Below are 14,418 nucleotides of genomic sequence, written 5' to 3' on the forward strand. Positions count from 1 at the left end.
CGGGGCGGCGGGGGCCGCGTCAGTGGGCCGCGGAGTCCCAGTCGGGGCCGACGCCCACCGAGACGTCCAGCGGGGCGCGCAGTTCGACCGCGGTGGACATCTCGTGGCGGACGAGCTCCTCGACGCGCTCACGCTCGCCCGGGGCGACCTCCAGCACGATTTCGTCATGCACCTGGAGCAGCATGCGGGTGTTCAGGTTCGCCTCCCGCAGCGCCCGGTCGACGTTGAGCATGGCGACCTTCACGATGTCGGCGGCGGTGCCCTGGATCGGGGCGTTGAGCGCCATCCGCTCGGCCGACTCGCGCCGCTGGCGGTTGTCGCTGTTCAGGTCCGGCAGGTACCGGCGGCGACCGAGCATCGTCTCCGTGTACCCGGTGGCGCGCGCCTCGTCGACGACCCGGCGCAGGTAGTCGCGCACACCGCCGAACCGCTCGAAGTACGTGTCCATCAGGGCACGCGCCTCGCCCGCCTCGATGTTCAGCTGCTGGGAGAGGCCGAAGGCGGACAGGCCGTACGCCAGGCCGTACGACATGGCCTTGATCTTGCGGCGCATCTCGGCGTCGACGGCGGACCGCTCCACCGAGAACACCTGGGAGGCGACGGTCGTGTGCAGGTCCTCGCCGGAGGTGAACGCCTCGATCAGGCCCGCGTCCTCGGACAGGTGGGCCATGACCCGCAGCTCGATCTGGCTGTAGTCGGCCGTCATCAACGACTCGAAGCCCTCGCCGACGACGAAGCCGTGCCGGATCGCGCGGCCCTCGTCGGTACGGACCGGCACGTTCTGCAGGTTGGGGTCCGTCGAGGAGAGGCGGCCGGTGGCCGCGACCGTCTGGCTGAAGGTGGTGTGGATACGGCCGTCCGCCGCGATGGTCTTGATCAGGCCCTCGACCGTGGAGCGCAGCCGCGCCTGCTCGCGGTGGCGCAGCATGACGACCGGCAGTTCGTGCTCGGTCTGGGCCGCCAGCCAGGCCAGCGCGTCGGCGTCCGTGGTGTAACCGGTCTTCGTCTTCTTCGTCTTGGGCAGGTTCAGCTCGCCGAAGAGGACTTCCTGGAGCTGCTTGGGCGAGCCGAGGTTGAACTCGTGCCCCACGGAGGCGTGCGCCTCCTTCACCGCCTGCTGCACCGCGCCCGCGAACTGCTGCTCCATCGCCTCCAGATGGGCGCGGTCGGCGGAGATGCCGTGCCGCTCCATCCGGGCGAGCAGCAGGGAGGTGGGCAGCTCCACCTCGTGCAGCAGCTCGGTGGCGCCGACCTCCGTCAGCTTCTCGCCGAACGCCTCGCCCAGGTCGAGGACCGCGCGGGCCTGTGCCATCAGGGCGTCGGCCTCGGCCTGTTCGTCGGCGCCGAAGGCGAGCTGTCCGTCGGCCGCGGCGGGGGCCAGCTCGCGGTGCAGGTACTCGACGGACAGGGCGTCCAGCGCGAAGGACCGGCGGCCGGGCTTGACCAGGTAGGCGGCGAGGGCGGTGTCCATGGTGATGCCCTCGATGTGCCAGCCGTGCTCCGGGAAGACCCGCAGTGCCTCCTTGGCGCTGTGCATGATCTTCGGTCGGTCGGGGTCGGCGAGCCAGCCGGCGAAGGCCTTCTCGTCGGCCTCGTCCAGCTGGGTGGTGTCGAACCAGGCCGCGTGGCCGTCGGCGGCCGCCAGCGCGACCTCGGCGACATTGCCCACGCCCAGGGCCCAGGTGGCGACGGTGGCCACACCGAGCGGCTGCCGGCCGTGCTCCTCCAGCCAGGGCGCCACCTCACCGGCGCCCAGAACCGAGCCGTCGAGCTCGACGCCGGCGGCGGGGGCCGGGGCCTCTTCCTCCTCGGCGCCCGGGTCGACGGCGAGGAGACGCTCCCGCAGGCTGGGGTTGCGGATCTCCAGGAGCTCCAGGAAGCCCTTCAGCGCCGTCCTGTCGTAGGGCCTGCGCTCCAGGTCCGCGACGGCCTTGGGCAGCTCCACGTCACGGACCAGCTCCGTGAGGTGACGGTTGAGCTTGACCGACTCCAGGTGGTCGCGCAGCGCCTGGCCGACCTTGCCCTTGACCTCGTCGGCCCGCTCGACCAGCTCCGCGAACGAACCGAACTGGCTGATCCACTTCGTGGCGGTCTTCTCACCGACACCGGGGATGCCCGGAAGGTTGTCGGACGGGTCGCCGCGCAGGGCGGCGAAGTCCGGGTACTGCGCGGGGGTCAGTCCGTACTTCTCCCGCACCTTCTCCGGGGTGAAGCGGGTCAGCTCCGAGACGCCCTTGGTGGGGTACAGCACGGTGATGTGGTCGGAGACCAGCTGGAACGAGTCACGGTCACCGGTGACGATCAGCACCTCGAAGCCCGCCGCCTCGGCCTGGGTGGCCAGGGTGGCGATGATGTCGTCGGCCTCGAAGCCCTCGACCGCGAACCGGTCCGCGTTCATGGTGTCGAGCAGCTCACCGATGAGCTCCACCTGCCCCTTGAACTCGTCGGGGGTCTTGGAGCGGTTGGCCTTGTACTCGGGGAAGTCCGCCGAGCGCCAGGTCTTGCGCGACACGTCGAACGCCACCGCGAAGTGCGTGGGCGACTCGTCGCGCAGCGTGTTCGCCAGCATCGACGCGAAGCCGTAGATGGCGTTGGTCGTCTGGCCGCTCGCGGTGGTGAAGTTCTCCGCGGGCAGCGCGAAGAACGCCCGGTACGCCAGGGAGTGCCCGTCCATGAGGAGCAGGCGCGGACGGTTGTCGTCGGTCTTCTTCGATGCTGTCTCTACCACGGGGACGATCCTGCCACGGACCACTGACAATCCCGACCGAGCGAGCCTTGAGTCCGCCGCCGTCGGTGCCACGTGACAGGATCGGAGACGTACAGACGTACGTCGAGGACGTCCCACGGACACGACCGCTCAAGGGAGAGCGCGATGGCCAGCAAGCCGCCCGCAGGTGACCCGGTCCAGGACGCGCCGCAGGTCGCGCCGCCGCAGCACGCCGCCGCGGGCCTCCCCGCCATCGGGCACACCCTCAGGATGTCCCAGCGGCAGATGGGCGTGCGACGCACCGCGCGCACGCTGCTCAAGGTCAACCAGAAGGACGGCTTCGACTGCCCCGGCTGCGCCTGGCCGGAGGGCGACAAGCGGCACGTCGCGGAGTTCTGCGAGAACGGGGCGAAGGCCGTCGCCGAGGAGGCGACGCTGCGCCGCGTCACGCCGGACTTCTTCGCCGCGCACCCGATCGCCGACCTCGCCGGCCGCAGCGGCTACTGGCTGGGCCAGCAGGGCCGCATCACCCGGCCCGTGTACGCCGCCGAGGGCGCCGACCGGTACGAGCCGGTGAGCTGGGAGCGCGCCTTCGCGATCATCGCGGAGGAGCTGACGGCGCTCGGCTCCCCCGACGAGGCCGTCTTCTACACCTCCGGCCGCACCAGCAACGAGGCCGCTTTCCTGCTCCAGCTTTTCGCCCGCGAGTTCGGCACCAACAACCTGCCGGACTGCTCCAACATGTGCCACGAGTCGTCCGGCTCGGCACTCACGGAGACGATCGGCATCGGCAAGGGCAGCGTCTCGCTGGAGGACCTGCACCAGGCCGACCTGATCATCGTGGCCGGCCAGAATCCGGGCACGAACCATCCGCGGATGCTGTCCGCCCTGGAGAAGGCCAAGGCGTCCGGCGCGCGGATCATCTCGGTGAACCCGCTGCCCGAGGCCGGCCTGGAGCGGTTCAAGAACCCGCAGACCCCGCAGGGCATGATCAAGGGGGCCGCCCTCACCGACCTGTTCCTCCAGATCCGCATCGGGGGCGACCAGGCGCTGTTCCGGCTGCTCAACAAGCTGATCCTGGAGACCGACGGCGCGGTCGACCGGCGCTTCGTCGACGAGCACACGCACGGCTTCGAGGAGTTCGCCGCCACCGCCCGCGCGGCCGACTGGGACGAGACCCTCGCCGCCACCGGCCTGCGGCGCGACGAGATCGAGCGCGCCCTGCGCATGGTGCTCGGATCACGGCGCACCATCGTCTGCTGGGCCATGGGCCTCACCCAGCACAAGCACTCCGTGGCCACCATCCGCGAGGTGGTCAACTTCCTCCTGCTGCGGGGCGACATCGGCCGCCCCGGCTCCGGGGTCTGCCCGGTGCGCGGCCACTCCAACGTGCAGGGCGACCGCACCATGGGGATCTTCGAGCGCCCCTCGGCCGGCTTCCTGGACGCGCTCGACAAGGAGTTCCGGATCACCTCACCCAGGCACCACGGCCTCGACGTCGTACGGGCGATCCAGGCGCTGCGCGACGGGAAGGCGAAGGTCTTCTTCGCCATGGGCGGCAACTTCGTCGGTGCGACACCCGACACCGAGGTCACCGAGGCCGCCGTGCGGCGCGCCCGGCTCACCGTGCACGTGTCGACCAAGCTGAACCGCTCGCACGCGGTCACCGGCACACGGGCGTTGATCCTGCCCACGCTGGGCCGCACCGACAAGGACGTGCAGAAGAGCGGCAGGCAGTTCGTGACCGTCGAGGACTCGATGGGCCTGGTCCACGCCTCGCGGGGGAACCTGCCGCCGGCGAGCCCGCACCTGCTGTCCGAACCGGCGATCGTGGCCCGCATGGCGCGGGCCGTGCTGGGCGAGGCGTCGGCCACCCCGTGGGAGGAGTTCGAGAAGGACTACGCCACGATCCGCGACCGCATCGCGCGCGTGGTGCCCGGTTTCGAGGACTTCAACGCCAGGCTGGCGGCGAACCCCGGCGGCTTCGCCCTGCCGCACGCCCCCCGGGACGAGCGGCGCTTCCCGACGAGGACCGGCAAGGCGAATTTCACCGCCGCGCCAGTCGAGTACCCCCAGGTCCCCGAGGGCCGGCTGCTGCTGCAGACACTGCGGTCGCACGACCAGTACAACACCACGATCTACGGGCTGGACGACCGCTACCGGGGCATCAAGGGCGGCCGCCGGGTGGTCCTGGTGCACCCGGAGGACGCCCGGGAGCTCGGCCTCGCCGACGGCGCGTACACCGACCTGGTCAGCGAGTGGAAGGACGGCACCGAGCGCCGCGCGCCCGGCTTCCGCGTCGTCCATTATCCGACCGCGCGCGGGTGCGCGGCCGCGTACTACCCGGAGACCAACGTCCTGGTCCCGCTGGACTCGACCGCCGACGTCAGCAACACCCCCGCCAGCAAGTCCGTCGTCGTGCGTCTGGAACAATCGCCCTCCGCCTGAGCGTTCGCTTAGGCAGTACGGCAGTGCAGGGACACGACGGTACGACGATCGGAGCCGGGCCCCATGGGCGAGCAGACACAGGTGAAGTTCCCGCAAGAGGTCATCGACGAGTACGCCTCGCTCGGTGTGGACCTGCCCGCCCTCTTCTCCGCCGGGCACCTCGGCAACCGCATGGGCGTCCAGATCGTCGAGGCGTCCGCGGACCGGGTCGTGGGCACCATGCCGGTCGAGGGCAACACCCAGCCCTACGGGCTGCTGCACGGCGGCGCCTCCGCCGTGCTGGCCGAGACCCTCGGCTCGGTCGGCTCCATGCTCCACGGCGGCGTTTCCAAGATCGCCGTGGGCGTCGACCTGAACTGCACGCACCACCGCGGGGTCCGCAGCGGACTGGTGACCGGCGTGGCCACCCCCGTCCACCGCGGGCGCTCCACCGCCACGTACGAGATCGTCATCACCGACGAGCAGGACAAGAGGGTCTGCACCGCCCGCCTGACGTGCCTGCTGCGCGACGTCTCCCCCAAGGACGCGGACAACGTCCCCGGGGCGACGGCCCCCGGCACCACGGGCTGACCCGGTCCGACGCGGGCCGGCCCACCGGTGACGGGCGACCGGTCGGCGGGGCGACGACCCGGCCGGCCCACCGCCCCGGCCGGCCCGCGCCACCCTTGCGGACCGCTCCAGCCACCGGCCCGGCACCCGCGGCCGCCCACCACCTCCGCCGGCACCCCGCCGCCCAGGGCCGGACCGCCCCGGGGTGACGCCCGGGGCTGCCCGGCGCCCCAACCGGCAGCCTTTCGGACCGTCCGGCGCGACACCCCGGCCGCTCCGGCGCCGTTTTCCCGGGTCCACGCGCCTGGCGCGGCACCCGGCGCGGACCCGCGCCGCGAAAAGCGTCCACCCCTTGGACACCTCCCTCCGCACCGCCGTGCCGCGCGACCCGGCGTCCCCCGCCGGCGAAAAGCCTCGCCGACACAGCCCCGCACACCCCCTGCGCCCCTTACCGGAACCCGGTCCGACAGGTCGTCGCGCGGGCGCCCCGACGGGCTGCCGGCGGCGGCGCCACCGGGGTGCGCGCCGCCGCCCACGCGACGGTTTCCGCAGGCCGCAGGACCAGCGCCCGCCCGCCACCGCGGCTGCCGCCTCCGTCGCTGTCCGTCGCCGTCCCGGAAACACCCACCACCGGGCGGCGGCCACGGGGCCCACGGCCGAACCCGCCGCCTCCCCGGGTTCCACCGTGCGCGAGTCCGTCGGCGGCGGCCCGCACGGGGCACGGCGCGGACCCCGCCCGAGACGGACCGGCGACGGCGTCCAGGGGGAGCCGACCGGCCGCACCCGCCCGGTACCAATCCGGGCGATCGCGGCAAAGCACCCCGCGCCGGAGGCATCCGGCCGGGACGTCACCACCGCACGCGCCCACATGCTTCACGCCTCGCCCACCACTCACACGGACCCCTCCCAACCCCCCGACGCTTACACACAGTTGGCACTCCCGGGGCCTGGCCCACGGCCCCGGGCACGCCGTAACGTCTGCCGCATGACGCCCGGTGCGCCGCACCGCGGGCGACGACGGACCCTGCCGCTCGCCCTGCTCTCCTGTGCCGTCCTGCTGCTCGGGTGCGACTCCCGGCCGCACGGGGACGACCGTCCCAACTCGCCCGCACCGAGCACTACTTCACCTATCGAACTGTGCGTCTCTCTCATCGGACACTGGGCGCGCGAAGAGCTGGCCGGGCGGGCGAAAGGGGACTTCATGCAGAAGGGCCTGTCCGGTGGCCAGAACGAGATCCTCGAAGCGGTCGTCGCCGAGGCCCGCGAGGAGCGCGGGCGGACCGGCGCGGACGGCGCCCGGAGGGTGATCGAGGAGGAGACGAACCGGCGGTGCGCCGAGCGCCACAGGAGCGGCGGACCCACCGGCCACCCCTGGCGGTGACCCGGAGGACCGACCGCCCTCCGTCACGCTGAGTAATATACGGACGCAAACATGATCATGCTCCGAAGGGCACCTCCGGCGCCGCGACACCCCCTCGTCACCCCCTTCCGGACCGCCGGGGCCCGAGGGGTTCGTAAGCACCAAGATCGCCCCAAGCCCCTTAGCGGAACTGGGCGTTCTCGACATGTGAGAGGAACGCCGGATCGTCCCCGAAGGGTGTAGGCGCCACGCATCGAAACGTTTGGCCACGGCATAACAAGAGAGTCACATCCTGCCGATGGCGCTCCCCGAGCCGCCCCGGCTGCGCTTAGAGTCACGGCCAGTCACCGCGCCGCCGGGCGCGTCAACTGCACGGCTGTACCACTCCATGTACGGCCCGGCGCTCGACACGGCTCCTCGACCCGAGGAGACCGCGCCAGGGAAAGGACCCCTTCGTGCGACAGCGTTCGTTGCTCATACTCACCGCAGTGCTCACGACCGGAGCACTGTCCCTCACCGCCTGTGGCTCGCGCGACGACAAGAGTGGGGACTCCGCCGGAGGTGGCGGCACCACCGTGGTCATCGGTGTGGACGCCCCGCTGACCGGCGACCTCTCCGCCCTGGGCCTCGGCATCAAGAACTCGGTGGACCTCGCGGCCAAGCAGGCCAACGAGAAGAAGTACGTCGACGGCGTCACCTTCAAGATCGAGGCGCTCGACGACCAGGCGCAGCCCTCCTCGGGCCAGCAGAACGCCACCAAGCTCGTCGCCGACAAGAACGTCCTCGGCGTGGTCGGCCCGCTGAACTCCTCCGTGGCCGAGTCCATGCAGAAGGTGTTCGACGACGCCAAGCTCGTCCAGGTCTCCCCCGCCAACACCAACCCCGCCCTCACCCAGGGCCAGGACTGGAACGGCGGCACCAAGAAGCGCCCGTACGCCTCGTACTTCCGCACCGCGACCACGGACGCCATCCAGGGCCCCTTCGCGGCGCAGTACCTCTTCAACGACGCCAAGAAGAAGAAGGTCTTCCTGGTCGACGACAAGAAGACCTACGGCGCCGGACTGGCCGCCACCTTCAAGGCCGAGTTCACCAAGCTCGGTGGCAAGGTCGCCGGCGAGGACCACGTCAACCCGGACACCAAGGACTTCTCCGCGGTCGTCACCAAGATCAAGAACTCGGGCGCCGACGTCGTCTACTACGGCGGCGAGTACCCCGCGGCCGGCCCGCTGAGCAAGCAGATCAAGGCCTCCGGCGCCAAGATCCCGCTCGTCGGCGGCGACGGCATCTACAGCGCCGAGTTCATCAAGCTCTCCGGCAAGGAGGGCGTGGGCGACCTCGCCACCTCCGTCGGCGCCCCGGTCGAGACCCTCCCCTCGGCCAAGGAGTTCGTCGAGAACTACAAGAAGGCCAAGTACACGGAGGCCTTCGAAGCCTACGGCGGCTACTCCTACGACTCCGCCTGGTCGATCATCGAGGCCGTCAAGAAGGTCGTCGACGACAACGGCGGCAAGCTGCCCGACGACGCCCGCAGCAAGGTCCTCGAGGCCATGAAGAGCGTCTCCTTCGACGGTGTCACCGGCAAGGTCTCCTTCGACGAGTTCGGTGACGCGACCAACAAGCAGCTCACCGTCTACCGCTACGAAGGCGGCGCCTGGAAGCCCGTGAAGTCCGGCACCTACACCGGCTGATCACGACTCCGCATCACATCCCTGGCCGCGCGGGACGCTGCACAAAGCGCCCCGCGCGGTGTCACATCCGGCGAAAGACTTCGGAGGACCTGCGGTGAACGAACTGCCGCAACAGCTGGTCAACGGCCTGCTACTCGGATCGATGTACGGGCTGGTCGCCATTGGCTACACGATGGTCTACGGCATCGTCCAGCTCATCAACTTCGCCCACGGCGAGATCTTCATGACCGGTGGCTTCGGCGCACTCACGGTCTGGCTGATACTCCCCGGCGGCACCACCATGTGGCTCGCCCTGCCACTTATGATCATCGGCGCGATCATCGTCGCCGTCACCATCGCGGTCGGAACCGAACGCTTCGCCTACCGGCCCCTGCGCGGGGGCCCACGCCTGGCTCCCCTCATCACCGCCATCGGCATCTCGCTGGCGCTCCAGCAGGCGGTCTGGGCCTGGTACCCGGGAGCCACCTCCTCCCTCACCTTCCCCGAGATCCCCGGCGGTCCCTTCCACCTCGGCAGCATCACCATCCAGACCGGTGACGTCTTCCTCCTGACCGCCGCGCCCCTCTCCATGGCCGTCCTCGGCTACTTCGTCATGAAGACCCGGACCGGACGCGGCATGCAGGCCACGGCACAGGACCCGGACACCGCCAAGCTCATGGGCATCAACACCGACCGCATCATCGTGGTCGCCTTCGCCCTCGGAGCCGCCTTCGCCGCCATCGGAGCCGTCGCCTACGGCCTCAAGTACGGCGAGGTCAACTTCCGCATGGGCTTCATCCTCGGCCTCAAGGCGTTCACCGCGGCCGTCCTCGGTGGCATCGGCAACATCTACGGCGCCATGATCGGCGGGCTCGCCCTCGGCCTCGCCGAAACCCTCGCCACCGCCTTCATCGCCGACATCCCCGGCATGCAGCAGCTCGGCGGCCAGTCCTGGGCCGACGTCTGGGCGTTCGTACTCCTCATCCTCGTGCTCCTCTTCCGGCCCCAGGGCCTCCTGGGCGAGCGCGTCGCGGACAGGGCGTGACACCACCATGACCACACAGACCACCACCGCGGACACCCCGCACACCGCCACGGCCGTCGAGCGCACCGGGCTCATAGCCCTGCCCCCGCACCTCGCGCGGGCCACCGCCACCGCAGGTGGCGCGCTCACCGTCGTCTCCGCGTTCCTGGCCTGGACCTGGACCCCCGCCTTCCCCGGCGACCTCACGTACTACGGCTACCCAGGCGGCCTCCAGTGGCTCGTCCTCATCGGCGGCGCCCTGACCGCCGTTTTCGGACTCGCCTCGTACGGCGTCAAGGGCACCCGCTGGCTCGTGCCCGCGGGTGCCGACTCCGCCATCAAGCTGTCGGCCCTCGCCGCGTTCGTCACCGCCTGGTACACGGTCATCGCCATCAGCGTCCAGCTCGGCGGCGTGATCAACCTCGAACCCGGCGGCTACGTCGTGGCCCTGGTCACCCTCGCCGCGCTCATCGGCGCCCTGGCCCTCCCCTTCGAACGGCCGCACCTGCTGCCCGCCGACCCCGAGGACAGCGGCTGGGACCAGTTCAAGCACCGCGCCGGCAACAAGTGGGCCACCGTCAAGGCCGCCCTCGCCACCGGACCGGTCGCCCCGGCCCGCAAGCTGCCCGGCTACGTCGAGATCCTCATCATCACCGCCGTACTCGCCCTCGGCCTCTCCGTCTTCACGTACGGCATCGGCACCGAGTACGACGAACTCTTCCTCGGCTTCCTGATGACCGCCGGCTTCGGCCTCGCGGCCCTCAACAAGGCCGGGCTCATCGCCCGCGTCTCGGGGCTCACCGCACGGCACCGCAACGTCGCCATGATCGGTGCCTTCGTCGCCGCCGCGGCCTTCCCCTTCACCCAGAGCGACGACCAGTACGCCACCATCGGCGTCAACATCCTCATCTTCGCCACCGTCGCCCTCGGCCTGAACATCGTCGTCGGCCTCGCCGGTCTCCTCGACCTGGGTTACGTCGCCTTCCTCGGCGTCGGCGCCTACGCCGCCGCCATGGTCTCCGGCTCCCCCTCCTCGCCTTACGACGTGCACCTGCCCTTCTGGGCGGCCATCCTCGTCGGCGCGACCGTCTCCATGATCTTCGGCGTCCTCATCGGCGCCCCGACGCTCCGGCTGCGCGGCGACTACCTCGCCATCGTCACCCTCGGCTTCGGTGAGATCTTCCGTATCACCGTCCTCAACCTCGACGGCACCTCCGGCCCCGACGTCACCAACGGCTCCAACGGCATCTCCTCGATCCCGAACCTCAACATGTTCGGCTTCGACTTCGGCGCCGTCCACACCATCGGCGGCTTCACCATCGGCCGGTTCGCGAACTACTTCTTCCTCATGCTGCTGGTCACCCTGATCGTTGTCGTGGTGTTCCGCCGCAGCAGCGAATCGCGCATCGGCCGCGCCTGGATCGCCATCCGCGAGGACGAGACCGCCGCGCTCGCCATGGGCATCAACGGCTTCCGCGTCAAGCTCGTCGCCTTCGCCCTCGGTGCCACCCTCGCCGGCCTCGCCGGCGCCGTCCAGGCCCACGTCACCTACACCGTCACCCCCGAGCAGTACCAGTTCGCCCATGTGGTCCCGCCCAACTCGGCCTTCCTGCTGGCCGCCGTCGTCCTCGGCGGCATGGGCACCATCAGCGGACCGCTCGTCGGCGGCGCACTGCTCTTCCTCATCCCCAACAAGCTGCAGTTCCTCGGCGACTACCAGCTCTTCGCCTTCGGCGTCGCGCTCGTCCTGCTGATGCGCTTCCGCCCCGAGGGAATGATCCCCAACCGCCGCCGCCAGCTCGAATTCCACGAGAACGAGGAAGCGCCCGCCACCCTCACCAAGGCAGGTGCCTGAACATGACCACCACCACGACGGCCACCACGGCCAAGGCCCCGGCTCCTGGCGAAACCGTCCTCGACGCCCGCGGCGTCACCATGCGCTTCGGCGGCCTCACCGCCGTACGCTCGGTCGACCTCACGGTGAAGAGCGGTGAGATCGTCGGCCTCATCGGACCCAACGGCGCCGGTAAGACCACCTTCTTCAACTGCCTCACCGGCCTCTACATCCCCACCGAGGGAGAGGTCCGGTACAAGGGCAAGATCCTGCCGCCCAAGTCCTTCAAGGTGACCGCCGCCGGCATCGCCCGGACGTTCCAGAACATCCGGCTCTTCAGCAACATGACCGTGCTGGAGAACGTCCTCGTCGGCCGCCACACCCGCACCAAGGAAGGCCTCTGGTCGGCCCTCCTCCGCGGTCCCGGTTTCCACAAGGCCGAAGCCGCCTCCCGCGCCCGCGCCCACGAACTCCTGGAGTTCGTCGGCCTGGCCGCCAAGGCCGACCACCTCGCGCGCAACCTCCCCTACGGCGAGCAGCGCAAGCTCGAGATCGCCCGCGCCCTCGCCAGCGAACCCGGCCTGCTGCTCCTCGACGAGCCCACCGCCGGCATGAACCCGCAGGAGACCCGCGCCACCGAGGAACTGGTCTTCGCCATCCGGGACATGGGGATCGCCATCCTCGTGATCGAGCACGACATGCGGTTCATCATGAACCTCTGCGACCGCGTCGCCGTGCTCGTCCAGGGGCAGAAGCTCGTCGAGGGCGACGGCCAGACCGTCCAGCGCGACGAGCGCGTCATCGCCGCCTACCTCGGCGAGCCCTTCGAGGGCGAGCCCGGCGAGTCGGAGGCGGCGGAAGTCGCCGCCGCGGAAGAGGCCGCCGCGGAGGAGGCCGCCGCGCCGGCAGCCGACGCCACCGAGACGGCCCCGAACGCGGACGACGCCGACGCCGGCACGGAAGACGCCGGCACGGAAGACGCCGGCGCACCTGACGACGAGGACGCCGACGCCGACACGGACGCCGCCCCCTCGGACGTCACCGACGGCGACACCGACCGCACCACCGCCCCGACCACCGCCGCCGAAGCCTCGGGCGCCTCGGGTACCGGCAAGGAGAACGACTCATGACCGCCCTGCTCGAAGTCGAGGACCTGCGCGTCGCCTACGGCAAGATCGAAGCCGTCAAGGGCATCTCCTTCACCGTCGACGCGGGCGAAGTCGTCACCCTCATCGGCACCAACGGTGCCGGCAAGACCACCACCCTGCGCACCCTGTCCGGGCTCCTCAAGCCGGTCGGCGGCCAGGTGAAGTTCGACGGCAAGCCGCTCAGGAAGTACCCCGCCCACAAGATCGTCTCGTTCGGGCTCGCGCACTCCCCCGAGGGGCGGCACATCTTCCCGCGCATGGCGATCGAGGACAACCTCCGCCTCGGCGCCTTCCTCCGCAGCGACCGGACCGGTATCGAGAAGGACATCCAGCGCGCCTACGACCTCTTCCCCATCCTCGGGGAACGCCGCAAGCAGGCCGCCGGCACCCTCTCGGGCGGTGAGCAGCAGATGCTCGCCATGGGACGCGCCCTGATGTCCCAGCCCAAGCTGCTCATGCTCGACGAGCCCTCCATGGGCCTCTCCCCGATCATGATGCAGAAGATCATGGCGACCATCGCCGAGCTCAAGGCGCAGGGCACCACCATCCTGCTCGTCGAGCAGAACGCCCAGGCGGCGCTCTCCCTCGCCGACCAGGCCCACGTGATGGAGATCGGCAAGATCGTCCTCTCCGGCTCCGGACGGGACCTCCTGCACGACGAGTCCGTCCGCAAGGCCTACCTCGGCGAGGACTGACGCCCTACGCACACGGAGAGGGCCCGCCCGGCACCGGGTGGGCCCTCTCCGTCGTCCTCGTACTACTGGCCCTTCGCGGCCTTCTTCTCCTCGGCGTCCTCGATGACCGCCTCGGCGACCTGCTGCATCGACATGCGCCGGTCCATCGACGTCTTCTGGATCCACCGGAACGCCGCCGGCTCCGACAGCCCGTACTGCGTCTGCAGGATGCTCTTCGCCCGGTCCACCAGCTTCCGCGTCTCCAGCCGCTGCGAGAGGTCCGCGACCTCCTTCTCCAGCGCCTTCAGCTCCGCGAACCGCGACACCGCCATCTCGATCGCCGGCACCACGTCGCTCTTGCTGAACGGCTTCACCAGGTACGCCATGGCTCCGGCGTCCCGCGCCCGCTCGACCAGGTCCCGCTGCGAGAACGCGGTCAGCATCAGGACCGGGGCGATGGACTCGCCCGCGATCCTCTCGGCGGCGGAGATCCCGTCCAGGACGGGCATCTTCACGTCCAGGATGACGAGGTCCGGCCGGTGCTCCCGCGCCAGCTCGACGGCGCGGGCACCGTCACCGGCCTCGCCGACGACCGAGTAGCCCTCTTCCTCGAGCATCTCTTTGAGGTCGAGGCGGATGAGGGCCTCGTCCTCGGCGATGACGACGCGGGTCGTCAGCGGCGGGACGTGCGACTTGTCGTCGTCGGCTGCGTCGGGCTGGGGCGACTCGGGGGCGGTCACGTGGGCTCCTCGTTCCAAGGGCAGGTACAGCTCCCCATGAGCCTACCCACCTCCTGTAAGGTAGGGACACGGCGGGTGAGCCCAAACCTTCGTTTCGAAGGATGCCCCGGTAGCCCAGCGGCAGAGGCAGTGGTCTCAAACACCATACAGCGTGGGTTCGAATCCCACCCGGGGCACTTACCTTGGATTGCAAGGTCACCAGCCGTTCAGGCGATCTTCACTCGTCCCGCTGCAGGACGGCCGCCTCTCCCCGCGTCCCCGGATGTT

At 70.4% G+C, this 14,418-nt stretch carries 10 protein-coding genes and 1 tRNA gene; 9 read left to right on the forward strand and 2 right to left on the reverse strand.

From position 1 onward, the window contains the following. Window positions 1-19: 19 nt before the first annotated feature. Window positions 20-2,674, reverse strand: coding sequence for a DNA polymerase I (polA, locus tag AC07DW_RS08770; protein ID WP_478857021.1), 2,655 nt, complete (start codon window positions 2,672-2,674; stop codon window positions 20-22). Window positions 2,675-2,872: 198 nt separating this feature from the next. Here polA and AC07DW_RS08775 point away from each other — a divergent pair, with 198 nt between their 5' ends. The 8 genes from AC07DW_RS08775 to AC07DW_RS08810 all read left to right on the forward strand — a co-directional run bounded on the left by AC07DW_RS08775 (window position 2,873) and on the right by AC07DW_RS08810 (window position 13,432). Then, entirely contained in the window at window positions 2,873-5,155 is a 2,283-nt protein-coding gene (locus AC07DW_RS08775) for an FdhF/YdeP family oxidoreductase (protein ID WP_478856911.1), read from the forward strand. Window positions 5,156-5,218: 63 nt separating this feature from the next. Further along, window positions 5,219-5,725, forward strand: coding sequence for a PaaI family thioesterase (locus AC07DW_RS08780; protein WP_478856912.1), 507 nt, complete (start codon window positions 5,219-5,221; stop codon window positions 5,723-5,725). A 964-nt stretch (window positions 5,726-6,689) separates the two neighbouring features. Beyond that, entirely contained in the window at window positions 6,690-7,085 is a 396-nt protein-coding gene (locus tag AC07DW_RS08785; protein ID WP_478856913.1) for a hypothetical protein, read from the forward strand. Window positions 7,086-7,519: 434 nt separating this feature from the next. Continuing rightward, window positions 7,520-8,752, forward strand: a complete 1,233-nt coding sequence (locus AC07DW_RS08790; RefSeq protein WP_478856914.1) for a branched-chain amino acid ABC transporter substrate-binding protein — start codon at window positions 7,520-7,522, stop codon at window positions 8,750-8,752. A 94-nt stretch (window positions 8,753-8,846) separates the two neighbouring features. After that, window positions 8,847-9,776 carry a branched-chain amino acid ABC transporter permease gene (locus tag AC07DW_RS08795; protein ID WP_336318498.1) on the forward strand — a complete coding sequence of 310 codons (930 nt, stop codon included), beginning with the start codon at window positions 8,847-8,849 and terminating at the stop codon, window positions 9,774-9,776. A gap of 7 nt (window positions 9,777-9,783) precedes the next feature. Further along, window positions 9,784-11,610, forward strand: coding sequence for a branched-chain amino acid ABC transporter permease (locus AC07DW_RS08800; protein ID WP_478856915.1), 1,827 nt, complete (start codon window positions 9,784-9,786; stop codon window positions 11,608-11,610). A gap of 2 nt (window positions 11,611-11,612) precedes the next feature. Beyond that, window positions 11,613-12,719 carry an ABC transporter ATP-binding protein gene (locus tag AC07DW_RS08805; RefSeq protein ID WP_478856916.1) on the forward strand — a complete coding sequence of 369 codons (1,107 nt, stop codon included), beginning with the start codon at window positions 11,613-11,615 and terminating at the stop codon, window positions 12,717-12,719. Further along, window positions 12,716-13,432, forward strand: coding sequence for an ABC transporter ATP-binding protein (locus AC07DW_RS08810; RefSeq protein ID WP_478856917.1), 717 nt, complete (start codon window positions 12,716-12,718; stop codon window positions 13,430-13,432). Before AC07DW_RS08805 ends, AC07DW_RS08810 begins: the two co-directional genes overlap by 4 nt. A gap of 62 nt (window positions 13,433-13,494) precedes the next feature. Here the strand turns inward: AC07DW_RS08810 and AC07DW_RS08815 are convergent, their stop codons facing one another. Continuing rightward, window positions 13,495-14,151, reverse strand: coding sequence for an ANTAR domain-containing response regulator (locus tag AC07DW_RS08815; RefSeq protein ID WP_478856918.1), 657 nt, complete (start codon window positions 14,149-14,151; stop codon window positions 13,495-13,497). A gap of 103 nt (window positions 14,152-14,254) precedes the next feature. Between AC07DW_RS08815 and AC07DW_RS08820 the strand changes: the two genes are divergently transcribed. Further along, a tRNA-Leu gene (locus AC07DW_RS08820) sits at window positions 14,255-14,327 on the forward strand. Window positions 14,328-14,418 lie beyond the last annotated feature (91 nt).

Source organism: Streptomyces sp. NPDC045701, assembly GCF_056432045.1.

Excerpts from the sequence above, each read along its gene's own strand:
- AC07DW_RS08785 (WP_478856913.1), top strand. The coding sequence starts at position 6,690 with ATGACGCCCGGTGCGCCGCACCGCGGGCGACGACGGACCCTGCCGCTC.
- AC07DW_RS08810 (WP_478856917.1), top strand. The coding sequence starts at position 12,716 with ATGACCGCCCTGCTCGAAGTCGAGGACCTGCGCGTCGCCTACGGCAAG.
- AC07DW_RS08775 (WP_478856911.1), top strand. The coding sequence starts at position 2,873 with ATGGCCAGCAAGCCGCCCGCAGGTGACCCGGTCCAGGACGCGCCGCAG.
- AC07DW_RS08800 (WP_478856915.1), top strand. The coding sequence starts at position 9,784 with ATGACCACACAGACCACCACCGCGGACACCCCGCACACCGCCACGGCC.
- polA (WP_478857021.1), bottom strand. The coding sequence starts at position 2,674 with ATGGACGGGCACTCCCTGGCGTACCGGGCGTTCTTCGCGCTGCCCGCG.
- AC07DW_RS08780 (WP_478856912.1), top strand. The coding sequence starts at position 5,219 with ATGGGCGAGCAGACACAGGTGAAGTTCCCGCAAGAGGTCATCGACGAG.
- AC07DW_RS08805 (WP_478856916.1), top strand. The coding sequence starts at position 11,613 with ATGACCACCACCACGACGGCCACCACGGCCAAGGCCCCGGCTCCTGGC.